The organism is Mycobacterium sp. ELW1, from assembly GCF_008329905.1.
Lineage (GTDB): Bacteria > Actinomycetota > Actinomycetes > Mycobacteriales > Mycobacteriaceae > Mycobacterium.
This window is the reverse complement of the sequence record NZ_CP032155.1, coordinates 2,614,218-2,638,565: the sequence shown is the minus strand read 5'-3', so window position 1 is coordinate 2,638,565 and position 24,348 is coordinate 2,614,218. Positions and strand designations below refer to the sequence as shown.

Here is a 24,348-nt window from a genome sequence, read left to right as displayed (position 1 = left end):
GGCCAACCTCAGAAGCGGCAGAACCTGATGTCGGAGGCCAGAATCGCCTTGGCGCCGATGGCGGCAAGCTCGTCCATGATCGCGTTCACGTCGCGACGCGGGACCAGGGCACGCACCGCCACCCAGTCCGGGTCGGCCAGCGGCGCGATGGTGGGTGACTCCAGGCCGGGGGTGACCGCGGTGGCACGCTCGAGCACCGAACGCGGGCAGTCGTAGTCGAGCATCAGGTACTGCTGGCCGAACACCACGCCCTGGACGCGGGCCGCCAGTTGGTCGCGGGCGGCGCGGTTGGGGCCGTCACCATTGCCGGCCTGTTCGATCAGCACCGCTTCCGAATCGCACAGCGTCTCACCGAAAGCCACCAGATCGTGCAGCCGCAGGGTCCGGCCCGAACCGACCACGTCGGCGATCGCGTCAGCCACGCCGAGCTGTATCGAGATCTCGACCGCCCCATCGAGGCGGATGACGGTCGCCTCGATTCCCTTGCTCGCCAAGTCTTTTCGGACCAGGTTCGGGTAGGCGGTGGCGATGCGCTTGCCCGCCAGGTCGGCCACCGTCCATTCCCGCCCGGCCGGTGCGGCGTAGCGGAAGCTGGATGAGCCGAAGCCCAGCGCCAGCCGCTCGGTCACCGGGGCGTCGGATTCGGCAGCCAGATCACGGCCGGTGATCCCGAAGTCGAGCTGTCCCGAGCCGACGTAGATCGCGATGTCCTTGGGCCGCAGGAAGAAGAACTCGACGCCGTTGGCCGGGTCGATGACGGTGAGGTCCTTGGGGTCGGTGCGCCGCCGGTAGCCGGCCTCGGACAGGATCTCGGCGGCGGATTCGGACAGTGCGCCCTTGTTGGGTACCGCAACGCGCAACATGGCAGCCACCTAGAGCTTGGAGTAGACGTCATCGAGGGTCAGGCCACGGGCCACCATCAGCACCTGCGCCCAGTAGAACAACTGGCTGATCTCCTCGGCCAGCGCCTCGTCGGATTCGTGCTCGGCGGCCAGCCATACCTCGCCGGCCTCTTCGAGGATCTTCTTGCCGAGGGTGTGCACACCGGCGTCCAGCGCGGCGACGGTGGCGCTGCCCGCCGGTCGGGTGCGGGCGCGCTCCCCCAGTTCGGCGAACAGTTCCTCGAAGGTCTTCACGGCCTGCGATTGTTCCATGCGGGTGCAGCCGCCGTCACGGCGGTTTCCGGTCGGCCACTAGGCTGGCGTCTCGTGCGAGTATCCCGGCCACTGTTCGTCCTGGGCGCCGCCGTCGTGGCCCTGGCCGGCTGTTCCAACCCGATCGTCACCACCAAAGAGACCAGTGAGCAAACGGCTCCACCACCGGCAGCCACCAGTTCAGCGCGACCCAGCAATGACAAACTGGTCAACGCATTCGACTTCTACACCCGGACCGACGACGACCACTCGGGCTACTACTTCACCAGCCCGAGCGGCAGCTGGCGCTGCGTGATCGTCCCCCGCACCTGGGCCGGCTGCCAGTCGAGCTCGGGAACCGGCCGCATCGGGGTGACCGGTGCGCCGGACACGGTGACCGACGCCGACGGGCAAAGCGCGGCACCCAACTCGGTCGTGGTCTACACCCAAGACGACCCCCAGTTCGCCCGGATACCGGCCGACCAGTTCACCCAGCCGTCGGGTGTGCCGAAGACGTTGCCGTTCAACAAGATTCTCGCGGCTGCCGGATTCCGCTGCAATATTCAACAGCAGACCGGCATCTCCTGCCTGAGCGAACAGACCGGCAAGGGCTTCACCTTCTCCAACACCGGGGCGAGCTGGCAGTACACCGACGTCCCCTGACCTCGGCTAGCCGGAGCGCGCCGACTTGTCCTCGTGCAGGACTTCAGCGTGCATGTCCTCGAGCGAGACGCCCTTGGTCTCCATGACCCACTTCCACACGAACAGCCCCGAGAGGATCGCGCACAGCCCGTAGAAGCCGTACGCCAGGCCCAGGTGCTCACGCAGGCCGGGGAACGTGACCGTGATCAACCAGTTCGCCGCCCACTGACCCGCCGCCGCCAGGCCGAGTGCGGCCGCACGGATGCGGTTCGGGAACATCTCACCCAGCAGCACCCAGACGACCGGCCCCCAGGACATGCCGAACGCGACCACGAAGAGGTTCGCGGCGATCAACGCGATGACCCCGGAGGCACCCGGCAGGTTCGGCTTGCCGTCGACCAGAGTCGCGTTGGCGAAGATGATCGCCATCGTGATCAAGGTGACCGCCATCCCGGAAGAGCCGATCAACAACAGCGGCTTGCGCCCGATCTTGTCGATCAGCGCGATCGCGATCAGCGTGGTCGCCACGTTCACCACCGACGTGATCACGGTGTAGATGGCCGACTGGTCGGCGTCGAATCCGACGGCCTGCCACAGCACATTCGAGTAGTAGAAGATCACGTTGATGCCGACGAACTGTTGGAAGATCGACAGCCCCAGGCCGACCCAGACGATGCCGTAGAGCCCACCGCTGGGCTTGCGAAGGTCCCGCCACGAGGGCTTGTCCTCCCGCTCCAGGGTCTCGCGGATGCGGCTGATGGTGATCTCGAGGTTCTTCTCACCCAGCAGCATGCTCAGCACCCGGCGCGCCTCGGGAATCTTGTGACTGGCCACCAGATACCGCGGCGACTCCGGGATGGTGAACGCCAACGCTCCGTACAGCACCGCGGGGATGGCCATCGCCAGGAACATCCATCGCCAGGCGTCGAGGTGCAGCCACAGTTCCTTGTTCGGGCCGCCGGCCGCGTGCTGGAGGAGCCAGTTCACCACGAACGACAGGAAGATGCCGGAGACGATGGCGAGCTGTTGTAGTGAGCCGAGCCGGCCACGAATGCGCGGCGGAGAGGTCTCGGCGATGTAGGCCGGCGCGATCACCGAGGCGATGCCGACGCCGATGCCGCCGACGATCCGGAAGATGACAACTGTCACGACATTCGGTGCGAGCCCGGTGCCGATGGCGCTGACGAGGAAGAACACCGCCGCGATCTTCATGACCGAGATCCGGCCGATGCGGTCGGCGATCCGGCCCGCGGACATCGCACCGGCCGCGGCGCCGAGCAACGCCGACGCGACGGCGAAGCCGAGTTCGGTGTTACCGATGCCGAAGTCCGACTGGATCGAGTCGACCGCACCGTTGATGACGGCGCTGTCGTAGCCGAAGAGCAGGCCGCCCAGGGCGGCGACCGAGGCTATCCGGACCGCCGTGCCACCCGAGGAGAAGTCAGCGTCCTCGAGTCCTGTGGGTTCGTCGCTGGTGGGTCCCTGGCCGGCCATGAGGCGTCCTTTCCGCAGCACTGCGATCCTGATCACAACTACGATTGCACAGTCGCAGCCGCAGCACGCAGATATCGGTCAGCCGTTCACGCCGAGCGTTCGCCCAGCCCCAGCCGCAGGTCCGTATAGATCTGACGCAGCTGCGGGATGCCCAGCCCCGCGAGCGATGAAACGTGCTGTCGGCCAGGGGTGGCGGGCACGTCGACTTCGTTGGGCACCACGAGCACCGGGCAGCCGGCGTCTTCGGCGGCGGCGGTGCCGGTGACCGAGTCCTCGATGGCCAGACACTGCCCGGTCGCGAACCCGAGTAGCTCGGCGGCGCGCAGGTAGATGTCCGGCGCGGGCTTGCCCTCGGGCACCTCGTCGCCGCACACCGTGGCCGAAAAATAATGCCTGCCAATGCTATTCAGCGCATTCTCGGTCAGGTCCCGACGAGTGTTGGTCACCAGCGCCATCGGTACGTCGGCGGCCCGCAGCGCGTCGAGCAGTTCCCGGGCGCCCGGACACCACGGCAGCCCGGTCGAAAACAATTCTCCGACGTACTCGTGCATCCAGTCGGCGACCTCGGCCATGTGGCCCGGGTGCGGATCCAGACCGAGGTCGGCGAACACGATCCGGATCACCCCGTCGGCCGAGCCGCCGACCGTGGCGTCGCGAACCTCCGGTGACAACACCCGGCCGTGGCGGTTGTACAGCTCGTTGATCGCGACGTCCCAGAGCTTTTCGGAGTCGACGAGAGTGCCGTCCATGTCCCATAACACCGCTCGCACGCCCACGATTGTGCCATGTACCAGGCCGTGACTTCGAATCCGGCGAGTTTGCTGCGCTGGGTCACTAGGGTGGCGTCATGCAACTCGGCATGGTCGGTCTGGGACGTATGGGCGCGAATCTGGTTCGCCGGTTGATGCGGGGCGGACACACGTGCGTCGTCTATGACGTGAACCCCGCCGCGGTCAGCGAGCTGGAAGGCGAAGGCGCCACCGGAGCGGCCAGCCTCGAGGATTTCGTCGCAAAGCTCGACGGCCCGCGCGCAATCTGGCTGATGCTGCCCGCCGCGATCGTCGAGGAGACCCTCGACGCGCTCGTCCCGCTGCTCTCATCCGGGGACACCGTCATCGATGGCGGCAACTCGTACTACCGCGACGACATCACCCGGGCGCACAAGCTCGCCGAAAGTGGCCTGCATTACGTCGATTGCGGCACCAGCGGCGGAGTCTGGGGGCTGGACCGCGGCTACTGCCTGATGATCGGCGGCGAGACCGACGTGGTCGATCGCCTCGATCCGATCTTCAAGACCATCGCCCCGGGCGTAGGCACGGCTGAGCCCACCCCGAGCCGGCCCGCAAACGCTCCGGGGACCGCCCCCGAGGGCTACCTGCACTGCGGCCCAGTAGGCGCCGGACACTTCGTGAAGATGGTTCACAACGGTGTCGAGTACGGGATGATGGCCGCGATCGCCGAAGGGCTGAGCATCATCAAGCACGCCAACGCTGGCACAGTGGATCGACAGGCCGACGCCGAGACCACTCCCCTGCGCGACCCGTGGGCCTATCAGTACGACATCAACGTCGGCGAGGTCGCCGAAGTCTGGCGTCGCGGATCGGTGGTCGGATCCTGGCTGGTGGACCTGATCGCGGACGCATTCGCCGCGTCGCCCGACCTCGACCAGTTCTCCGGGCGGGTATCGGATTCCGGGGAGGGACGGTGGACGGTGCTGGCCGCGGTGGACGAAGGCATCCCCGCCCCGGTCATCACCACCGCGCTGTATGAACGCTTCCAGTCCCGCCAGCTCGGCGAGTTCACCGACCAGATCTGCTCGGCGATGCGCAGCGAATTCGGCGGCCACGCGGAGAAGAAGTGATGTCCGCTCGAAGCGGAACTGCCGCAGATGTTTTGGTGATCTTCGGCATCACCGGCGACTTGGCCAGGAAGATGACGTTCCGGTCGCTGTACCGCTTGGAGCGGCGCGGCCTGCTCGAGTGCCCGATCGTCGGAGTCGCGCTGGACGACTGGTCCGCCGACACCCTGCGTGAGCACGCCCGCGCCGCGATCGAGGCCACCGGCGAGGCGGTGGACGACCAGGTGTTCGCCCGATTCGCGGCCCGGCTGTCGATGGTGTCCGGCGACTTCGCCGATGCGGCGACCTACAGCAAGGTGGCCGAGGCCATCAAGGGACGTACCGATCCGGTCTTCTATTTGGAGATACCGCCGTCGCTGTTCGGGCGGGTGGTGGACGGCCTCGCCGGTGCCGGCCTGACCGACAACGCCCGGGTGGTGGTGGAAAAGCCGTTCGGACATGACCTTTCGTCGGCGAAGGCCCTCAACGATCAGCTCAGCGCCCACCTGCAGGAGTGGCAGATCTATCGCATCGACCACTTCCTCGGCAAAGAACCGGCGATGGACATCCGCTACATCCGGTTCTCCAATTCGATCATCGAGCCGCTGTGGAATCGCGACCGGATCGCGGCCGTGCAGATCACAATGGCGGAGAACTTCGGCGTGGAGGATCGCGGCCACTTCTACGATCCGGTCGGGGCATTGCGCGACGTCGTGCAGAACCATCTGCTGCAGTTGATCGGGCTGATCGCCTCCGAGCCGTCCAGTGGTGGCCCGGACGGGTTCCGGGACAAGCGGGTCGAGCTGTTCAAGTCCATCCGTCCCGCCGACCCCGAGCACTATGTGCGCGGCCAGTACGCCGGATACCTCGAGATCGACGGTGTCGCGCCCCATTCGCAGACCGAGACGTTCACCGCGCTGAAGCTCTACATCGACAACTGGCGCTGGTCGGGCGTGCCGTTCTTCATCCGGGCCGGCAAGGCTCTTCCGGTGCGCGCCACCGAGATTCGGGTGATCTTCAAGCGGCCGCCGGAACTGCCGTTCCTGCCCAAGATCGACGAGCAGAACGAGCTGATCTTCCGAATCGACCCCAACCCCGGCGTCGACCTGGTGCTCCAGGCCAAAGAATCCGGCGTCGACGCCAGCCGCGCCGTCAACCTCTGTCTGGTGTTCGCCGACGAAATGGCGGCAGCCCCAGAACCTTACGAGCGACTGCTGGGAGACGCCATGCACGGCGACTCGAGCCAGTTCATCCGGGAAGACGGCGTGGAGGAGACCTGGCGGATCGTCGAACCGCTGCTGGAATCACCACCGCCGGTGGAGATCTACCAGCCGGGCTCGTGGGGACCGCCGGGAGCCGACGCGCTGGTTGCCGGATACCCCGCCTGGCGTCAGCCCTGGCTGCCAGCGCAACAGTGAGCACGGCCGAGCAGATCCGCCTCGACGAGGCGGAGGCCGGGGCGGCGCCGTGGCGCCGCTGGGGAACGTACCTGAGCGAGCGTGCCTGGGGCAGCGTGCGAGAGGACTACAGCGCCGACGGCGATGCCTGGGCGTACTTTCCGTTCGACCACGCCCGCAGCCGGGCCTACCGCTGGAGTGAGGACGGGCTGGCGGGCTGGTGTGACGACGAGCAGACCATCTGTCTGGGCGTCGCGCTGTGGAACGGCCACGACCGCATCCTCAAAGAACGGCCCTACGGGGTGGCCAACGAGGAGGGCAATCACGGCGAGGACGTCAAGGACTACTGGTTCTACACCGACAACCTGCCCACCCACGCCTATGCGTCCCTGGTCTACAAATACCCGCAGGCCACCTTCCCCTACGACGATCTGCTGCGCACGAATCAGCACCGCGGACCGGACGACGACGAATACGAACTGTTCGAGGCGTTGCGCGAACAATGGCTGCAACAGCGCTATTTCGACGTCGAGGTGGTCTACGCCAAGGACGGCCCGGAGGACGTCTACTGCCGCATCACGGTGACCAACCGCGGACCGGACGCCGCCGAGATCCACATACTGCCGCAGCTGTGGTACCGCAACACCTGGTCATGGGATCCCAACCAGGAGCGGCCGCGGATCACCGCCTGCGGCGACGGAGCGGCGCGCACCTTGCACCCCAAGCTCGGGCACCGGTGGTACACGGTCACCACCTCCTGCGGGGACGCTCCGCGATTGGTGTTCTGTGAGAACGAGACCAACAACCGCCTGCTGTTCTCCTCCGCGAATGACTCGGCCACCACCAAGGACGGTATCAACGACTACCTGGTCGACGGCATTGCCGGCGCCGTCGACCACGCGGCGGGCAGCAAGGCTGCCGCGATCGTCTCGACCACCGTGCAGCCCGGTGAAAGCTGCACCGTCACGGTTCGTTTCGCGACCACGGACACCGTTCGGCCACCCGAGTACGCCGATGCGGTGCTGGCGGACCGCAAACGGGAGGCCGACGAGTTCTATCACCAGGTCGCGGCACCGGACCTGAGCGACGACGAACGGCTGGTCCAGCGGCAGGCCTTCGCCGGGCTGCTGTGGTGCAAACAGTTCTACAACTACGCGGTGCGGCGCTGGCTCAAGGGCGATCCGGACCAACCGCCACCGCCCCGCGAACGCTGGAGCGCGCGCAACCACGACTGGCAGCACTTCGCGGTCAGTGACGTCATCCTGATGCCCGACGCCTGGGAGTACCCGTGGTTCGCCGCCTGGGACTTGGCCTTTCACTGTGTCGCGGTGGCGCTCATCGATCCCGAGTTCGCCAAGGCGCAGGTACTCGTGCTGCACGGGTCCACCGCACAACATCCGCACGGCCAGATTCCGGCCTACGAATGGAAATTCGGCGACACCAATCCCCCTGTCCATGCCTGGGCGGCGTGGCAGGTCTACCAACTCGATCAGCTCCGCAGCGGTGTCGGGGATTTCGATTTCCTGGCCACCGCGTACCGGTCAGCCACCCTCAACGCGATGTGGTGGCTCAACCAGAAGGACGAGACCAACCGCGGTGTGTTCGGCGGTGGATTCCTTGGTATGGACAACATCGGGGTGTTCGACCGCGACGAGCCGTTGCCCACCGGCGGTGAGCTCGCCCAGGTCGACGGCACCGCATGGATGGCGGCGCTGATCTTCCATCTGTTGGAGATGGCGATCGAACTCTCCCAGACGGATCCGAGCTACACCGACATGTTCAGCCGGTGGGTGTGGGACGCCTGGCTGGTGGCCAACTCACTGGAGAAGGGCACCTACCGGGTCAGCTTCTGGAACGACGAGACGAGCTTCTATCACGACGTCATCGAAATGCCGGACGGGACAAGCAGATCGCTGGAGGTGTTCTCCATTCAGGCGATCGTTCCGCTGTTCGCCGCGATCGCCATCCCGACCAGCGCCACCGAGGTGACCTCGACCCTGCGGAACTGCCTCGAAGAGCTGGCGCAGACCTACGAGCACACCGACGACGACGTCAAGCTGGTGATGAGCGGCGGCGACGGCACGCATCTGATGATCGGCGTCATCCACGAGGACCGCCTCACCGATATCCTGCGGCGGCTACTGGACCCCGAACAGTTTCTGTCTCCCAACGGAATCCGATCACTGTCGCGGTATCACCGCGACCACCCGTACACCTACCACATCGACGGTGCCGACTACGTCGTCGACTATCAGCCGGCCGAGTCGCGCAGCCGGATGTTCGGCGGGAACTCGAACTGGCGCGGCCCGGTCTGGCTACCCACGAACTTCCTTGTCGTCCAAGCGCTCAACTCCTACGCCCGGTTCCTCGGTGACACCTACCGCGTTCCCGATCCCGCCGGGTCGGCCGACGAGGTGACGCTGCACGTGGTGGCCGACCGGTTGGCTCGCCAGCTCACCGGTCTTCTGGTCCGCGACGACAACGGCCGGCGCGCGGTGTTCGGCGACAACGAGTACTTCCAGACCGACCCGCACTGGCGCGATCTGATCCCGTTCCACGAGTACTTCGACGGCGACACCGGTCGCGGGCTCGGCGCCAGTCACCAGACCGGCTGGACCGCGACCGTCGCTGTGCTGCTTCAGTTCCGGGGCAACCTGTACTTCCGGAACGGGCAGGCGTAGAAGACCCCGGCGGGTCAGTCCTCCGGGTTGTAGCCGAGGTTCGGCGCCAGCCAGCGCTCGGCCTCCTGTAGTGTCCAGCCTTTGCGCTTCGCGTAGTCGGCGACCTGATCCTGGGCCAGCCGGCCGACCACGAAGTACTGCGACTGCGGGTGCGAGAAGTACCAGCCGCTGACCGCGGCGCCGGGCCACATCGCCATCGACTCGGTCAACTCGATCCCGGTGCGCTCCTTGACGTCCATCAATTCCCAGAGCGTCAACTTCTCGGTGTGCTCCGGGCAGGCGGGATAGCCGGGTGCGGGACGGATTCCCACGTACTTCTCGCCGATCAGCGCGTCGTTGTCCAGCTGCTCGTCTGGCTGATACCCCCAGAACTCCTTGCGGACCCGCTGATGCATGCGTTCGGCGAACGCCTCCGCCAACCGGTCTGCGATCGACTCCAGCAGAATCGCGCTGTAGTCGTCGATCGCGGCTTTGAACTCCGCGATCTTCTCCTGGATGCCGAGACCCGTTGTGACGGCAAAGGCTCCGACGTAGTCCCGGAGACCCGTTTCTTTGGGGGCGACGAAATCGCCGAGGCTCCGGTTCGGGATGCCGTCGCGGTGCTCGCCCTGCTGTCGCAGGTTGCGCAAGGTGGTGCGCACCTGGCTGCGGCTCTCGTCGGTGTAGACCTCGATGTCGTCGCCGACGGCGTTCGCCGGGAAGAAGCCGATCACGCCGTTGGCGGTCAGCCACTTCTCCTTGATCGCGGTGTCGAGCATCTGCTGGGCGTCGTCGTACAGCTTGCGGGCAGCCTCACCGGAAGCCGGGTTGTTCAGGATGTCGGGGAATCGGCCCTTCATCTCCCAGGCGTTGAAAAACGGCTGCCAGTCGATGAACTCGCGCAGCTCGGCGACGTCGTAGTCGAGAAACTCCCGCACGCCGAGGCCCTGGGCGGGTACCGGCGGTGTATAGCCGTCCCACTCGATCGGCGTCCGGTTGGCGCGGGCCTTCTCCAGCGTGAGCATCGGCCGCTCGTTCTTCTGCGCGTGGCGTTCTCGCAGGGATGCGTAGTCCTTCTCGGTGGCCTCCAGCAGGGCCGGCCGCTGCTTGTCGTCCAGCAGCGCGGCGGCGACGGGCACCGAGCGGGAGGCGTCCTTGACCCAGACCACCGGGCCGCTGCGACGCGGCGAGATCTTCACGGCGGTATGGGCGCGTGAGGTCGTCGCGCCACCGATCAGCAGCGGGATCTGCAGACCCTGGCGTTCCATTTCGACGGCGAAGTTGGCCATCTCGTCCAGTGACGGCGTGATCAGACCGGACAGCCCGATGATGTCGGCGTCGTGCTCCTTGGCGGCGTCCAGGATCTTGCTCGCCGGAACCATGACACCGAGGTCGATCACTTCGAAGTTGTTGCACTGCAACACAACCCCGACGATATTCTTGCCGATGTCGTGGACGTCGCCCTTGACCGTCGCCATGATGATCGTGCCGTTGGTGTCCTTGCCGGCCGCAGCGCCGGAGCTGACTTTCTCCTCCTCGATGAACGGCAGCAGGTAGGCGACTGCCTTCTTCATCACGCGGGCCGATTTCACCACCTGGGGCAGGAACATCTTGCCGGAGCCGAACAGGTCACCGACGACGTTCATACCGTCCATCAGCGGGCCCTCGATCACCTCGATCGGGCGACCACCGGCGGCGGCGATGTCGGCCCGCAATTCCTCGGTGTCGGCGTCGACGTGCGCGTCGATGCCCTTCACCAGAGCGTGCGCTATCCGTTCGCGGACCGGCAGCGATCGCCATTCGGCTGCCGCCGGATCTTCGCCCTTCTCCGAGCTGTTGAACCGTTCGGCGATCTCAAGGAGACGTTCGGCCGCATCCTCGCGGCGATTCAGCACGACGTCCTCGATGCGGTCGCGCAACTCGGGGTCGATCGAGTCGTAAGGCACCAGCGCACCGGCGTTGACGATGCCCATGTCCAGGCCGGCCTTGATGGCGTGGAACAGGAACACCGAGTGGATCGCCTCGCGGACGGGATTGTTGCCCCGGAACGAGAACGACACGTTCGAGATGCCGCCGGAGATGTGCACGCCCGGGAGGTTCTCCTTGATCCAGGCGCACGCCTCGATGAAGTCGATCCCGTAGGTCGCGTGCTCTTCGATGCCGGTCGCCAGGGCGAAGCAGTTCGGGTCGAAGATGATGTCCTCGGCCGGGAATCCGACCTCTTCGGTCAGCACCCGGTAAGCACGCCCGCAGATCTCCTTGCGGCGCTCCAGGTTGTCGGCCTGGCCCTGTTCGTCGAAGGCCATCACCACCACGGCGGCACCGTACTTGCGGCACAGCCGGGCCTCGCGCACGAACTTCTCCTCGCCCTCCTTCATGGAGATCGAGTTGACGATCGGCTTGCCCTGCACGTTCTTCAGGCCCGCCTCGATGACCTCCCACTTGGAGGAGTCGATCATCACCGGAACGCGGCTGATGTCGGGCTCGGCGGCGATCAGCTTGGTGAACCGATCCATCGCGGCGACGCCGTCGATCATGCCCTCGTCCATGTTGATGTCGATGACCTGCGCGCCGACCTCGACCTGCTGCAGGGCGACCGACAACGCGGTGTCGTAGTCCTCAGCCTTGATCAGGTTGCGGAACCGGGCCGAGCCGGTGATGTTGGTGCGCTCACCGATGTTGACGAACAGCGACTCGTCGGTGATGTTGAGCGGTTCCAGCCCGGCGAGCCGGGTGGCCACATCGATGTGCGGCACCTCGCGGGGCGTCTTGCCTTCGACGACCTTGGCGATCTCGGCGATGTGCGCCGGTGTCGTTCCGCAGCAGCCGCCGACCATGTTGACCAGACCGGCGTCGGCGAATTCTTCGACGTATCCGGCCTGACGCTTCGGGGACTCGTCGTACTCACCGAAGGCGTTGGGCAGTCCGGCATTCGGATAGCAGGAGACGAAGGTGTCCGCGATGCGGGAGATCTCGGCGAGATACGGCCGCATCTCGGGTGCGCCGAGGGCGCAGTTGAGACCCACCGCCAGTGGCTTCGCATGCCGGATCGAGTTCCAGAACGCCTCGGTGACCTGACCGGACAACGTGCGCCCGGACGCGTCGGTGATGGTGCCCGAGATGATCACCGGCCAGCGGCGGCCGCGCTCCTCGAACAGCGTCTCGATGGCGAAGATCGCGGCCTTGGCGTTCAGCGTGTCGAAAATGGTCTCGACGATCAGCAGGTCGGCACCACCGTCGACCAGCCCGTTGGCGGCGTCGAGGTAGGCGGCGACCAGCTGGTCGTAGGAGACGTTGCGGGCGCCGGGGTCGTTGACGTCCGGGGAGATCGACGCGGTGCGGGTCGTCGGGCCCAGCGCCCCCGCGACGTAGCGGGGCTTGTCGGGCGTGCTGAACTCGTCGCAGGCCTTGCGGGCCAGCGCAGCGCCGGCATAGTTCAGCTCGTAGCCCAGCTCAGCCATGCCGTAGTCGGACAGCGAGACCGCGTTCGCGTTGAACGTGTTGGTCTCCAGGATGTCGGCGCCCGCGTCGAGATATTCGCGGTGGATGCCCTCGATGATGTGCGGCTGGGTCAGGGTGAGCAGGTCGTTGTTGCCGACCAGGTCGCTCGGCCAGTCTTTGAACCGCTCGCCGCGATAGCCGGCCTCATCGGGCCGGTCGCGCTGAATGGCCGTGCCCATCGCACCGTCGATCACCATGATCCGCTGGCGCAAGGTAGCCGCCAACGCGTCAGTGCAGTCCGGGCGGATGTCCGGCGTGAAGCCGGTCGACGCTGCGGAGCCCACCTGAGCAGTCACGTACGTGTCCTTCCATGACGGAAGGCGTCCTTGACTCTGCCGAGCGTGGCGGCCACCCGGGGGAACCGGGCCCCTGAGGTAGCCGTTGCAACGCCTCTCGACCAGAAAAGTCTACGTCGTCTTGCAATCGACTTCTGGACGCCTAACCCGTCGGGTTAACCAGATTGCAGCCGAACGTATTTCGCGCCGAGGACGCCCGGGCTCGCAACCACATGCCTGTGACGCGCCTACTAGCACACGCCACGACACCAGGGTAGTCGGTCCGAGAAGGCTCATCGAAGCCGAGCAACCCTTAGGCTGAAGTTGTGACCCCGTCGAATTTCAGCGGCGCGAAAGGCCCGGATCTGCCCGAATTGCAGAACACGATCATCGTCGCGGCTTTCGAGGGCTGGAACGACGCGGGCGACGCCGCCAGCGACGCGCTCGAGCACCTGGACGCCATCTGGGAGGCCGACACGATCGTGGAGATCGACGACGAGGCGTATTTCGACTACCAGGTGAATCGTCCGGTGATCCGGCAGGTGGACGGCGTGACCCGTGAGCTGGTGTGGCCGTCGATGCAGATCTCCCACTGCCGGCCGCCCGGTTCGGACCGCGACATCGTGCTCATGCACGGTGTGGAACCCAACATGCGGTGGCGCACGTTCTGCGCCGAGTTGCTCGCGATCGCCGACAAGCTGAACGTGGACACCGTGGTGATCCTCGGAGCGCTGCTGGCCGACACCCCGCATACCCGGCCGGTCCCGGTGTCCGGAGCGGCCTACTCGCCCGAATCCGCGAAGTTCTTCGGCCTCGAGGAAACCCGCTACGAAGGCCCGACCGGGATCGCCGGTGTGTTCCAGGACGCCTGCGTGGCGGCCGGTATCCCGGCGGTGACGTTCTGGGCCGCGGTGCCGCATTACGTGTCGCAACCACCCAATCCGAAGGCAACCGTCGCGCTGCTGCGCCGCGTGGAGGATGTGCTCGACATCGAGGTGCCGTTGGGCGACCTGCCCGCGCAGGCCGAGGAGTGGGAGCAGGCCGTCACCGAGATGACCGCCGAGGACGAGGAGATCGCCGAGTACGTGGCCTCCCTGGAACAGCGCGGTGACGCCGAGGTCGACGTCAACGAGGCGCTGTCGAAAGTCGACGGCGATCAGCTGGCCGCCGAGTTCGAGCGGTACCTGCGCCGGCGGGGCCCGGGCTTCCGCGGGTAACTCAGGGGTCGTCCTCCTCACCGAGCAGTCGCTCGGGGTGGTGGTAGTCGTTGGTTCCGCCGCGTAGTGGCACGTTCGGCGGTGGGATCCATTCGGTGTGTCCGTCGGGGAGTTGGCGGGTGGTCCAGCCGTGGTTTTCGACCAGCAGGTTGTCGCATTTGCAGGCGAGGGTCATGTCGTCGATGTCGGTGGTGCCGCCGTGTTTCCAGTCTTTGGCCGCGTGGTGGACGTGGCTGTTGTAGCCGTTGACGGTGCATCCGGGTGCGGTGCAGCCACGGTATTTGGCCAACAACATGATGCGCTGATCGGCTGAGGCCAGTCGTTTGGATCGGCCCAGCCAGAGTGATTGGCCGGTCACGCCGTCGAAGACCGCCAGGTAGTGGTGGGCCGGGGTGGCCATCCGGATCAGATCCGTCATCGGCAGCAGGGTTCCGCCCGCGGTGACCGCGTGACCGGCACCGGCCTGCAAGTCCTGCAGGGTCGTGGTGACGATGACGGTGACCGGAAGTCCGTTGTGCTGGCCCAGTTTCGGATCGCCCAGCCTGCTCTGCACCAGAGTGGTCAGCGCGTCGTGTTGGCGTTGGCTGTGGCTACGCAGATCGTCGGGTTCGGGTGCGGCGAATTTGGCGAACCACGCCTCCAGCATCGACCGCAACTGCGGATCGGCCACCAACTTGCCCACACTCATCCCGTCGGCCCGCTGCCCGCCGCACCACACGAACCCGCGCTTGCGGGCCCGATCCTCCTCGGAGTACTTCCCATCGGGGTTGAGGTGGATGGCCAGCCGGTCGGCGATCTTCTCCAGCTGATCGGGCCGCATGGTCTGGGCGTGCTCGGCCAGGGTGCGTTCGGCCTTCTCGATCTCCACCGGCCCGACATGATCGGGTAGCTCGCGGAAGAACTTCTGGATGACCCGGACATGCTCCCCGTCGAGAACCCCGGCATTCCAGGCTGTGCCCGTCGCAGGCAACAGCGGCGGCAACTGCTCACCGGTCAACGACCGACGCGGCGCCAACTGTTCGGCATCACGGACCCGACGCTTGGCCGCCGAGCGGCTGATCCGCAACACGTCGGCCAACACGACCGGCACCGGCGGACACCCCTCATAGCGCTCCAGGTGCGTCACCTGCTCGTGCGAGATCGCGACCTGGCGCCGAATCGCGGCCTCCAGCCGTGCCAGAGGAGCGAACCGCTCCGATACACGCAGCTCCTCGATGTCGGCCGCGCCCAACAACTCGATAGCGGTCTCCAGCGCATCCAACGCCGCATCTATCGAACGCATGTTCGAATTGTATGACCAGGCACTGACAAGAATGGATCAGTCGGGGGTGGTCCTGCCGACCAGTTGGTCGGGCTGCGCTACCGTGCAATGGATCGAGCAATAGATACTGCCGAGTAACAAGAATCGAGGTTGCGCTCGTGAAGCTGGCACTCAGTGACGAGGACGCAAAGTTCCGCGACGAACTCCGCGAGTTCTTCACCACCCAGGTCCCCGCCGACATCCGCGAACGGGCCCGCACCGACAGCCTGAACTTCCCCGACGACGCGATCACCACGCAGCGGATCCTCAACAAGGCCGGGTTGGGTGTGCCCAACTGGCCGGTGGAGTGGGGCGGTAAGGACTGGACCCCGCTGCAGCGCCAGATCTGGGCCGACGAGATGCGCATGGCATGCGTCCCCGAGCCGCTGGCCTTCAACGCCAGCATGGTCGGACCGGTGATCGCGCACTTCGGCTCACAGGAGATCAAGGAACGCTTCCTGCCGCCGACGGCGAACCTCGACATCTGGTGGTGCCAGGGCTTTTCCGAGCCCGAGGCCGGCTCCGACCTGGCCGGGCTGCGGACCGTCGCGGTGCGCGACGGCGACGACTACGTCATCAACGGCCAGAAGACCTGGACGACCCTCGGCCAGTACGCCGACTGGATCTTCGTGCTGGCCCGCACCAACCCGGATGCTCCGAAGAAGCAGGCCGGCATCTCCTTCATCCTCGTCGAGATGAACACCCCGGGCATCACGCTGCGACCGATCAAGCTGATCGACGGCAGCTACGAGGTCAACGAGGTGTTCTTCGAAGACGTCCGGGTGCCCGCCAATCAGCTTGTCGGCGAGGAGAACCAGGGCTGGAGCTACGCCAAGTTCCTGCTGTCCAACGAGCGCACCGGCATCGCGCGGATCGGCACCACCAAGCTGTGGCTCGCCGACGTCAAGGAGAACGCCGCGCAGACCAAGGTCGGCGCGGGCAGCCTGCTCGACGATCCGCTGTTCGCCGCCAAGGTCGCCGAGATCGAAAACGAGCTGCTGGCACTGGAACTCACGCAGCTGCGGGTCAGCGGCGACGAGGGCACCGGCAAGCCGAACCCGGCCTCGTCGATCCTGAAGCTGCGCGGCAGCCAGTTGCAGCAGGCGGTCACCGAGTTGGCCGTGGAGGTCGCCGGACCGGATGCGCTGCCGTTCGACGGCGGCGCCGACATCGAATCTCCGCTGTGGGCGCAGCACGCCGCGCCGAAGTATCTGAACTACCGCAAGACCTCGATCTACGGCGGAAGCAACGAGGTCCAGCGCACCATCATCTCCTCGACGATCCTGGGACTGTGACATGAACAACGGAGAGGGCCGGCCATGAACTTTGACCTGACCGACGAACAAGAACTGCTCCGCGACACCGCTCGCGAGGTGTTCTCCCGCACCTACGACATCGAGACCCGCAACAAGACCGTCGACTCCGAGCTCGGCTGGAGCCGCGACGTGTGGCGCCAGCTGGCCGAGATCGGCATCCTCGGACTGGGTTTCGAGCCGGAAGAATCCGGCCAGATCGAGATCATCGTCGTGATGACCGAACTCGGACGCCGTCTGGCACCCGAGCCGGTCGCCGCGGCCGCACTGATCCCGGGTGGCCTGATCGCCGAACTGGGCAGCGACTCTCAGCGCGCTCAGCTTGACGACGTCGCCGCCGGTGAGCGGCTGCTGGCGCTGGCCCACACCGAGAAGGGACTGCGCGGACTCGACGAATTGTCCACGCGCGCAACTAAAACGGGTGACTCCTGGACCATCACCGGCCGCAAGAACCCGGTGCTTGCCGGTGACAGCGCCGATGCGCTGGTCGTCACCGCGGCCCTGCCCGACGGTGGCATCGGCGCGTTCCTCGTCGACGCCGCGGCAACCACCCGCCGCGGCTACCGGACCTTCGACGGGCAGCGCGGCGCCGAGATCGACTTCACCGACGCCCCGGCGCAGCCGCTCGGCGACGGCGGCGACGTGAGCGAACGCATCCACGCAATGCTGATCCGCTACTCCTCGGCCCTGTGCGCCGAAGCTGTTGGCGCCATGGATGAATCGCTGCGGCTGACCACGGAGTACCTGAACGCGCGCAAGCAGTTCGGCGTGCCGCTCAAGACGTTCCAGACGCTCACCCAGCGCGCTGCCGACATGTACGTTTCGCTCGAACTGGCCCGCAGCATGAACTACTACGCGGCGATGTGCATCAGCGACGGCCGGCTGGATCCCGTGGTCGCGGCCCGGGCCAAGCTGCAGATCGGGAAGTCGGGCAAGCACATCCTGCAGGAGTCGATCCAGATGCACGGCGGTATCGGCGTGACCGCCGAATACCCGGTGGCCCACTACGCCGCCCGGCTCACCGCCATCGACCAGACCCTCGGGTCGGCGACCGATCAGCTGCGATTCCTCAGCTCGCAGGTGGGCAACTACGGGGCCGTCGCGCTGTAGGAATCTAAGTCTCCAGCTCTTCCAACCGGGAGCTGGTGGAGCGGCCGAGCGCGGCCACCTCGGCATCCATCTTGGGCAGGATGCTGGGGACCAGCGCCGCGATCGGCCGCTCCCCCAACCGCGTCGACAACAGCGGCTTGAGCCAGCGGAACGCGCCGACCCAGCCGGGCACGTTGATCTGGCGCTTGCGCCCCTCGATTCCTTTGACGAACGCCTGTCCGCACTTGTCGACGCTTGTGGTGTTGCCCAGCGGTGTGGGCACCCGGGCGAGCATTTCGGTGAAACTGGCGAGATCGTTCTTGGCGTCCTGCACCATCGGGGTGTCGATCCACGACATGTGCGCGGAGCCGACGTCGACGCCCTGATGGGCCACCTCGAGTCGCAGGGCGTTGGCGAAGTGTTCGACCCCGGCCTTGGCCGCGTGATACGGCACCAGCCCCGGCGACGCGGCGTAGGCCGCGAACGACGAGACGATCAGCACGTAGCCGCGACGCTCGATGATCGACGGCAGGGTGGCCCGCACGGTGTGGAAGGCGCCCAGCACGTTGATGTCGAGCAGACGCTTGACGGCCTCCGGATCGACCTGCAGCACTGAGCCATACGTCGCGATACCGGCGTTGGCGACCACGACGTCGATGCCGCCGAACCGCTCGACCGCCCGCTCGGCCACCGCCTGCATGGCAGCGAGGTCGCGCACATCGGCAACACCGGTCAACACCTGATCCTCGCCGAGTTCAGCGGCCAACTCGGCCAGCGGCTCGGCATCGATGTCGGTCAGGACGAGTACGGCGTTCTTGCGCCGCAACCGGCGCGCCACGTCGGCGCCGACCCCGCGGGCAGCTCCGGTGATGAACACGACCTTGCCGTTGACGGAACTCATGGCCGTCAAAATACACCTACAGCGGCACGCCCAGTAGAGCGTCGACCGCGGCCGCCACCGCGGCGGGCGCGGTGGCGTCGTGGCCACCGTACTCCAAGGCGTCGGTGACCCAACCATCAACGGCGGCAAGCGCTTTGGGCGTGTCGAGGTCGTCAGCCAGGTACTGCCGCACCCGTCCGATGACGTCGGCGGCGTCCGGTCCTGCCGGCAACGCGGCGGCCGAGCGCCACCGATGAAGGCGGCTGTTGGCGTCGTCGAGCACCGCGTCGCTCCACGACCGGTCGCTGCGATAGTGCCCCGCAAGCAGGCCCAACCGGATGGCCGCCGGGTCCACACCCTGCTCGCGCAACCGGGACACCAGCACCAGATTGCCGCGGCTCTTGGACATCTTGTGCCCGTCCCAGCCGATCATCCCCGCGTGCACATAGTGCCGGGCGAACCGGCGCTCCCCGATCACACATTCGCCGTGCGCGGCGGAGAACTCGTGATGCGGGAAGATCAGGTCACTGCCGCCACCCTGCACGTCAAAGCCAAAACCGATGCGGCTCAGCGCAATCGCCGAACACTCCACGTGCCAGCCCGGGCGGCCGGAACCGAACGGGGCGGGCCAGCTCGGCTCGTCCGGGCGGGCCGCCCGCCACAGCAGTGCGTCGAGCGGGTCGGCTTTGCCCGCCCGATCCGGGTCGCCGCCGCGTTCGGCGAACAACCGCATCATCGTGTCGCGGTCGTAGCCCGATTCATAACCGAACTGGGTGGTGGCGTCGGCGCGGTAATAGATGTCCGGGAACTCGTCGTCGTCGACCACATAGGCCGCCCCGGAGGCCAGCATCTTCTCCACCAACTCGACCACTTCGCCGATCGCGTCGGTGGCGGCGACATAGTCACGCGGCGGCAGTACCCGCAGCGCGGCCATGTCCTCGCGGAACAACTGAATCTCCCGTGCGCCCAGGTCCCGCCAGTCCACGCCGTCGCGATTGGCCCGTTCGAATAGCGGGTCGTCGACGTCGGTGATGTTCTGCACGTAATGGACCTGATGGCCGCTGTCCAGCCAGACCCGGTACACCAGATCGAACGTCAGATAGGTCGCGGCGTGACCCAGATGCGTCGCGTCGTAGGGCGTGATGCCGCAGACGTACATCGTCGCGGTCTCCCCCGGCGACGTCGGACGGACCTGGCGATCGGCGGTGTCATACAACCGCAAGGCCGGCCCACGGCCGGGCAGCTGCGGGATGTCGACGGCCGACCAGGACTGCATGGCCTCGACTCTAAGGGGTTCGCTGTTCACGGCGCTCTCAAGTGGTGTGGTGTCCGGACTCTCGCCAGACAGTGACAACGGGACGGCGCAATCCATTCCCTAACTGGCCAGCCACATGGCGTCGAGCAGGAGGTCGGCGACGTCGGCCCGGCACATCAGCAGATCAGGCAGGTACGGGTCCGGCCGGTTGTAGCGCAGCGGCGACCCGTCGATCCGGGTGGCATGCAGACCGGCGGCCTGCACCACCCCGGCGGGCGCGGCCGAGTCCCACTCCCACTGACCACCGGCGTGGATGTAGGCGTCGGCGTCGCCGCGCACCACCGCCATCGCCTTGGCGCCGGCCGATCCGATCCGCAGGAACTCGATGTCGAGCCGGTCCCGCAGGCGCCACAGCACCGCGGGCGGTCGGTTGGAGCTCGCGGTGATGCGAATCGGGCCGGGTGGTGGCGGCGGCGGAGCGGTCACGGTGTCCGAGCGGTGCACCTCGCCCATCGCAGGCAGCGCGACGGCGGCGTCGGTGATGGTGCCGTCCGGTCCGCCGGTCCGCTGCCAGAGGGCGACGTGCACGGCCCAGTCGGTCCGGCGGGGCATGGAGAATTCGCGGGTGCCGTCGAGCGGGTCGATGATCCACACCCGGTCGGCCTGGAGCCGCTTGAGATCGTCGTAGGCCTCTTCGGAGAGCACGGCGTCACCGGGACGCTCGGCGCGCAGCCGGCGCAGAATCAGGGCGTTGGCACGCACGTCGCCGGCATCACCGAGCGCGGGCGGGAAGTCGAAACCGACCTCGTCACGCACCGACAGCAACAGCCGGCCCGCCTCCTCGGCGAGGTCGGCGGCCAGCGCCGCGTCGGTCATGCTCATTCAGTCAGTATCGCCGAATCATGATCAGTCCCGTCGGTCGCCCCGCGGGACCAGCGCTTCAGAAAGCCGGCCAGGGAATCGGCCGGTGCCGATCGGGTGCGGGCATGACGGGCTCGGCGACCAGCGTGCGGACCCGCCTCCGCAGTGCCGCGACCTCCGCCGGGGTGATGTGTTCGCGCAGCTCGTCGGCGAGCGGGCCGGCCAGCTGCTCGCCGAGGTCGGCGATCGCCGCCAGCGCCTCGTCGTCGATCGGCTTTCCGGCCCAGCCCCAGAGCACGGTGCGTAGCTTGTCCTGGACATGTAGCGACACCCCGTGGTCGACGCCGTACACCCGGCCGTCGATGCCGGCCAGAATGTGGCCACCCTTGCGGTCGGCGTTGTTGACGATGACGTCGAACACCGCCATCCGCCGCAGCCGCGCATCGTCGGCGTGCACCAGCGTGACGTCGTTGCCGGCGTAGTCGTACGCGCGCAGCACCGAAAGATAGCCCGGCGGAATGGATCCCGGCGGGCAGATGTCGACCAGGTCGGGTCCGTCGGATTCGGTGTCGTCGCTGTCGCCGGGTTGATCGACCCATAGCTGCACCATCCCCGGGCCGGCCGGGCCGTCCCGAATGATGGTGAACGGCACGATGTTCCAGCCGAGTGCGGCCGAGACGAGATACGAGCCCACTTCCCGGCCTGCCAGGGTGCCGTCCGGGAAATCCCACAGCGGCTGCTCACCGGCGACCGGCTTGTAGACGCAGTGCACCGCATGGTCAGGCCCCGCGGGGCCGGTCGCCTCACACAGGAAGGTGGCGTTACTCGCCGAACGGATCCGCCCGAGGATGGTCAGCTCACCGCAGCGCAGCGCGTCGCGGGCCGAGGCCTCGTCGGCGGCTGTCACGAGTCGAGATCGTCGTCGGTCTCGCCGAACGCGCCACGCCGATATCCGTTGGTGCGCACACAGATGTGGCCTTCCGGGTCCAGCGGCTCGTCGCACAGCGGACACGGCGGACGTCCTGCCGAGATGACCCGCGTCGAGCGGGAGGCGAATTGGCGGGCCGACTCGGGCGTGAGGAAAACCCGCACCGCGTCGGGCCCCTCCTCCGCGTCGTCGAGCACCACCGACGCGTCGAATTCGACGTCGCTGACCGCCAGCAGTTCGACGACGACGGTCTGCGCCTCGGAATCCCACCCGAGGCCCATCGTGCCGACCCGGAACTCCGCGTCCACCGGCGTGACCAGGGGGCTGAGATCGTCGACGTCCTTCTCCGGCGGCAGCGGGGTGCCGAACCGGCGGTTGATCTCGACCAGCAGCGCGCTGATGCGCTCGGCCAACACCGCGACCTGTTGTTTCTCCAGGATGACGGAGATGACCCGGGTGTCGTGAACGGCCTGGAGATAGAAGGTGCGGTTTCCGGGCTGCCCAACGGTCCCGGCGACGAAACGGTCGGGTGTGCGGAAGACGTGAATTGCGCGGGCCATGTTATGTCCAAAATACCGGCTGGACGCAGCCAGCCGTAATCGGCGGCAGCCGGTTCAGTCGGTGGTCCCACCGACGACGGCGTCCCCGGCGTCCTTGTCGCCCTCGGCCGGCGGCGGCGCGCTGAGCGCCGACGCGAGTTCGGCGCCGGTGTGGTTGACGTGCACGACAAATGGGCGGAACGGCGTGTAGCGGATCACACTCATCGACGCCGGGTCGGCGGTGATCCGCTGGAAGCTGTCCAGGTGGGCGCCGAGGGCGTCCGCGACGACAGCCTTGATCACATCGCCGTGCGTACAGGCGATCCACAGCACGTCGTGACCGTGCTCGTCGGCGAGTCGGCGGTCGTGCTCGCGTACCGCGGCCACCGCGCGGGCCTGAACCTGCGCCAGGCCCTCGCCGTCGGGAAAGACGGCCGCGCTCGGCTGCTGCTGAACCACCGCCCACAGCGGCTCCTTCACCAGATCCTTCAGCGCCCGGCCGGTCCACTGTCCGTAGTCCACCTCGGCGAGGCGCTCGTCGACGACCGGCTCGAGGTCCAGTTCGGCGGCCAGCGGCTCCAGAGTGAGGCGGCAGCGCAGCAGCGGTGACCGGACGAGCGCCTTGATCGGCAGGCCCTTGACCCGGTCGACGAGGGCGCTGGCCTGGCCCTGCCCTTTGTCGTCGAGTTCGACGCCCTCGGTCCGGCCGGCCAGTGTGTGCGCGGTGTTGGACGTCGAGCGGCCGTGGCGCAACAGGATGACGGTCAACTGGCCGCCACCACGCCTGAGGCCAGCAGCGCCATCACCACGAGGGCGAGCACCACCCGGTAGCCCACGAACCAGTACATCGCGTGGTTGGCGACGAAGCGCAGCAGCCAGGCGATCGCCGCGTAGCCGACGACGAAGGTGATGACCACCGACACCAGCAATTGCGGGCCGGAGGCACTCATGCCTTCGGTCACCGGATGGAACGCGTCGGGAAGCGAGAACAGGCCGGACGCCAGCACGGCCGGAATGCCAAGCAGGAAGCCGAATCTCGCCGCGAGCGGACGATCAAGGCCGAGGAACAGGCCGGCACTGATCGTCGAACCCGACCGGGACACCCCCGGCACCAGGGCCAGGCACTGCGCCAGGCCGACGAGCAGGCCGTCTTTCCACGTCAGTTGCTCGACGTGGCGGGTCTGCTTCCCGAAGTACTCGGCGGCGGCGATCACGGCCGAGAACACCAGCATCGCGGTGGCGATCACCCAGAGATTGCGAACCTCACCGCGGATAGCTTCCTTGAACGCCAGGCCGATCACCACGATCGGCACCGTGCCGATGATGACGTACCAGCCCATCCGGTAATCGATGTTGTCCCGGTGCGCCTTGACGAAGAGCCCGTTGAACCAGGCCTTGAGAATCCGCCAGATGTCGCGGGCGAAGTAGATGACCACCGCGGCTTCGGTGCCCAACTGGGATACCGCGGTGAACGATGCGCCGGCGTCCGCGGAGAAGAAGACGCGCGACACGATGGCGAGATGACTCGACGACGAGATCGGTAAGAACTCGGTCAGCCCCTGGACGATCGACAGGACCACGACCTGCAACCACGACATCGACGCGACACTCACGTCGCCGACCGTACTGGATAGAGCTGGTGATTCAGCGTGAAGGGCGGGCTACCGGCGCAGCGTGCGCGACCGCGTCCCGCACGGCGGCGGTCAGGCTGCGCTCGTCGTCGACATCGAAATCGGTGAGGCTGCGCGCCGCGGTGGCGACCACGTCCTCCTCGAGCGGCACCGGACCGGCCAACCGCGGGTGATAGACCTCCACGAGGAGCTGCCCGCGATGAACCCGGAAAGAGAAGCTGCGTCCGTCCCCGAGCTGACCAAAACCGCTGGCGAACACACCAGTGGAAATGTCCTCGATAGCGAACTCTCGCCCATCGGACTCCCGAGTCACGGCCAGCGTCATGAGGTCACCATAACGCGAGTTACGGGACATGAGAAGACAATCATGTCAATTTGTCTTCCTACTGCCCGCCT

The 24,348-nt window shown here is 66.9% G+C and carries 21 protein-coding genes; 7 read left to right on the top strand and 14 right to left on the bottom strand.

From position 1 onward, the window contains the following. Positions 1–8 precede the first annotated feature (8 nt). Positions 9–863, bottom strand: a complete 855-nt coding sequence (gene hisG, locus D3H54_RS12275; RefSeq protein ID WP_149379272.1) for an ATP phosphoribosyltransferase — start codon at positions 861–863, stop codon at positions 9–11. Between the two features lie 9 nt (positions 864–872). Then, positions 873–1,154: a phosphoribosyl-ATP diphosphatase gene (locus D3H54_RS12270; protein ID WP_149379271.1), complete on the bottom strand. Its 282-nt coding sequence runs from the start codon at positions 1,152–1,154 to the stop codon at positions 873–875. A gap of 54 nt (positions 1,155–1,208) precedes the next feature. Between D3H54_RS12270 and D3H54_RS12265 the strand changes: the two genes are divergently transcribed. Next, positions 1,209–1,796 (top strand): hypothetical protein, encoded by a 588-nt coding sequence (locus D3H54_RS12265; RefSeq protein ID WP_149379270.1) that lies wholly within the window; start codon positions 1,209–1,211, stop codon positions 1,794–1,796. 6 nt (positions 1,797–1,802) lie between these two features. Here D3H54_RS12265 and D3H54_RS12260 read toward each other — a convergent pair whose 3' ends face one another. After that, a complete protein-coding gene (locus D3H54_RS12260) occupies positions 1,803–3,269 on the bottom strand; it encodes a sugar porter family MFS transporter (RefSeq protein ID WP_149379269.1) in 1,467 nt (488 codons plus the stop codon). An 86-nt stretch (positions 3,270–3,355) separates the two neighbouring features. Continuing rightward, positions 3,356–4,039: an HAD family hydrolase gene (locus D3H54_RS12255; protein ID WP_149379268.1), complete on the bottom strand. Its 684-nt coding sequence runs from the start codon at positions 4,037–4,039 to the stop codon at positions 3,356–3,358. Positions 4,040–4,116: 77 nt separating this feature from the next. Here D3H54_RS12255 and gnd point away from each other — a divergent pair, with 77 nt between their 5' ends. The 3 genes from gnd to D3H54_RS12240 are packed head-to-tail and all read left to right on the top strand — an operon-like array spanning position 4,117 to position 9,184. Next, positions 4,117–5,130 (top strand): phosphogluconate dehydrogenase (NAD(+)-dependent, decarboxylating), encoded by a 1,014-nt coding sequence (gnd, locus tag D3H54_RS12250; protein ID WP_149379267.1) that lies wholly within the window; start codon positions 4,117–4,119, stop codon positions 5,128–5,130. Continuing rightward, on the top strand, positions 5,130–6,524 hold the full coding sequence (zwf, locus tag D3H54_RS12245; protein WP_149379266.1) for a glucose-6-phosphate dehydrogenase: 1,395 nt from the start codon (positions 5,130–5,132) through the stop codon (positions 6,522–6,524). Before gnd ends, zwf begins: the two co-directional genes overlap by 1 nt. Continuing rightward, entirely contained in the window at positions 6,521–9,184 is a 2,664-nt protein-coding gene (locus D3H54_RS12240) for an MGH1-like glycoside hydrolase domain-containing protein (RefSeq protein WP_149379265.1), read from the top strand. The genes zwf and D3H54_RS12240 overlap by 4 nt, the downstream gene beginning before the upstream one ends. Before the next feature lie 14 nt (positions 9,185–9,198). On the opposite strand, the gene metH is transcribed toward D3H54_RS12240, so the two are convergent. Beyond that, complete coding sequence (gene metH / locus D3H54_RS12235; RefSeq protein ID WP_149379264.1) at positions 9,199–12,960, bottom strand: methionine synthase; 3,762 nt, start codon at positions 12,958–12,960, stop codon at positions 9,199–9,201. 305 nt (positions 12,961–13,265) lie between these two features. Here metH and D3H54_RS12230 point away from each other — a divergent pair, with 305 nt between their 5' ends. Continuing rightward, positions 13,266–14,156 carry a PAC2 family protein gene (locus D3H54_RS12230; RefSeq protein WP_149379263.1) on the top strand — a complete coding sequence of 297 codons (891 nt, stop codon included), beginning with the start codon at positions 13,266–13,268 and terminating at the stop codon, positions 14,154–14,156. 1 nt (position 14,157) lies between these two features. Here D3H54_RS12230 and D3H54_RS12225 read toward each other — a convergent pair whose 3' ends face one another. Beyond that, the gene (locus D3H54_RS12225; RefSeq protein ID WP_149379262.1) at positions 14,158–15,438 is read right to left on the bottom strand and encodes an HNH endonuclease signature motif containing protein; all 1,281 of its coding nucleotides are present in this window, start codon (positions 15,436–15,438) and stop codon (positions 14,158–14,160) included. Positions 15,439–15,575: 137 nt separating this feature from the next. Between D3H54_RS12225 and D3H54_RS12220 the strand changes: the two genes are divergently transcribed. Both D3H54_RS12220 and D3H54_RS12215 read left to right on the top strand, forming a co-directional pair. Beyond that, entirely contained in the window at positions 15,576–16,751 is a 1,176-nt protein-coding gene (locus D3H54_RS12220) for an acyl-CoA dehydrogenase family protein (protein WP_102809019.1), read from the top strand. 24 nt (positions 16,752–16,775) lie between these two features. Next, positions 16,776–17,879, top strand: a complete 1,104-nt coding sequence (locus tag D3H54_RS12215) for an acyl-CoA dehydrogenase family protein (protein WP_149379261.1) — start codon at positions 16,776–16,778, stop codon at positions 17,877–17,879. A 4-nt stretch (positions 17,880–17,883) separates the two neighbouring features. Here the strand turns inward: D3H54_RS12215 and D3H54_RS12210 are convergent, their stop codons facing one another. The 8 genes from D3H54_RS12210 to D3H54_RS12175 form a co-directional block, all read right to left on the bottom strand. Then, positions 17,884–18,759, bottom strand: a complete 876-nt coding sequence (locus tag D3H54_RS12210; RefSeq protein WP_149379260.1) for an SDR family oxidoreductase — start codon at positions 18,757–18,759, stop codon at positions 17,884–17,886. Between the two features lie 16 nt (positions 18,760–18,775). Beyond that, positions 18,776–20,014 carry a cysteine--1-D-myo-inosityl 2-amino-2-deoxy-alpha-D-glucopyranoside ligase gene (gene mshC / locus D3H54_RS12205; RefSeq protein WP_149379259.1) on the bottom strand — a complete coding sequence of 413 codons (1,239 nt, stop codon included), beginning with the start codon at positions 20,012–20,014 and terminating at the stop codon, positions 18,776–18,778. Positions 20,015–20,113: 99 nt separating this feature from the next. Further along, positions 20,114–20,875 (bottom strand): 3'(2'),5'-bisphosphate nucleotidase CysQ, encoded by a 762-nt coding sequence (locus tag D3H54_RS12200; protein WP_149379258.1) that lies wholly within the window; start codon positions 20,873–20,875, stop codon positions 20,114–20,116. 58 nt (positions 20,876–20,933) lie between these two features. Beyond that, complete coding sequence (locus D3H54_RS12195; protein WP_149379257.1) at positions 20,934–21,761, bottom strand: SCO1664 family protein; 828 nt, start codon at positions 21,759–21,761, stop codon at positions 20,934–20,936. Further along, complete coding sequence (locus tag D3H54_RS12190) at positions 21,758–22,342, bottom strand: DUF3090 domain-containing protein (RefSeq protein ID WP_149379256.1); 585 nt, start codon at positions 22,340–22,342, stop codon at positions 21,758–21,760. The genes D3H54_RS12195 and D3H54_RS12190 overlap by 4 nt, the downstream gene beginning before the upstream one ends. 54 nt (positions 22,343–22,396) lie before the next feature. Beyond that, positions 22,397–23,089, bottom strand: a complete 693-nt coding sequence (locus D3H54_RS12185; RefSeq protein ID WP_149379255.1) for a histidine phosphatase family protein — start codon at positions 23,087–23,089, stop codon at positions 22,397–22,399. Beyond that, a complete protein-coding gene (locus D3H54_RS12180) occupies positions 23,086–23,919 on the bottom strand; it encodes an undecaprenyl-diphosphate phosphatase (protein WP_149383493.1) in 834 nt (277 codons plus the stop codon). Before D3H54_RS12180 ends, D3H54_RS12185 begins: the two co-directional genes overlap by 4 nt. 46 nt (positions 23,920–23,965) lie before the next feature. After that, a complete protein-coding gene (locus D3H54_RS12175; RefSeq protein WP_149379254.1) occupies positions 23,966–24,277 on the bottom strand; it encodes a hypothetical protein in 312 nt (103 codons plus the stop codon). Between the last annotated feature and the right edge of the window lie 71 nt (positions 24,278–24,348).

Coding starts and splice junctions, on each gene's coding strand:
- hisG (WP_149379272.1), bottom strand. CDS start 863: ATGTTGCGCGTTGCGGTACCCAACAAGGGCGCACTGTCCGAATCCGCC.
- D3H54_RS12270 (WP_149379271.1), bottom strand. CDS start 1,154: ATGGAACAATCGCAGGCCGTGAAGACCTTCGAGGAACTGTTCGCCGAA.
- D3H54_RS12260 (WP_149379269.1), bottom strand. CDS start 3,269: ATGGCCGGCCAGGGACCCACCAGCGACGAACCCACAGGACTCGAGGAC.
- gnd (WP_149379267.1), top strand. CDS start 4,117: ATGCAACTCGGCATGGTCGGTCTGGGACGTATGGGCGCGAATCTGGTT.
- zwf (WP_149379266.1), top strand. CDS start 5,130: ATGTCCGCTCGAAGCGGAACTGCCGCAGATGTTTTGGTGATCTTCGGC.
- D3H54_RS12225 (WP_149379262.1), bottom strand. CDS start 15,438: ATGCGTTCGATAGATGCGGCGTTGGATGCGCTGGAGACCGCTATCGAG.
- D3H54_RS12215 (WP_149379261.1), top strand. CDS start 16,776: ATGAACTTTGACCTGACCGACGAACAAGAACTGCTCCGCGACACCGCT.
- D3H54_RS12210 (WP_149379260.1), bottom strand. CDS start 18,759: ATGAGTTCCGTCAACGGCAAGGTCGTGTTCATCACCGGAGCTGCCCGC.
- mshC (WP_149379259.1), bottom strand. CDS start 20,014: ATGCAGTCCTGGTCGGCCGTCGACATCCCGCAGCTGCCCGGCCGTGGG.
- D3H54_RS12200 (WP_149379258.1), bottom strand. CDS start 20,875: ATGAGCATGACCGACGCGGCGCTGGCCGCCGACCTCGCCGAGGAGGCG.
- D3H54_RS12190 (WP_149379256.1), bottom strand. CDS start 22,342: ATGGCCCGCGCAATTCACGTCTTCCGCACACCCGACCGTTTCGTCGCC.
- D3H54_RS12180 (WP_149383493.1), bottom strand. CDS start 23,919: ATGTCGTGGTTGCAGGTCGTGGTCCTGTCGATCGTCCAGGGGCTGACC.
- D3H54_RS12175 (WP_149379254.1), bottom strand. CDS start 24,277: ATGACGCTGGCCGTGACTCGGGAGTCCGATGGGCGAGAGTTCGCTATC.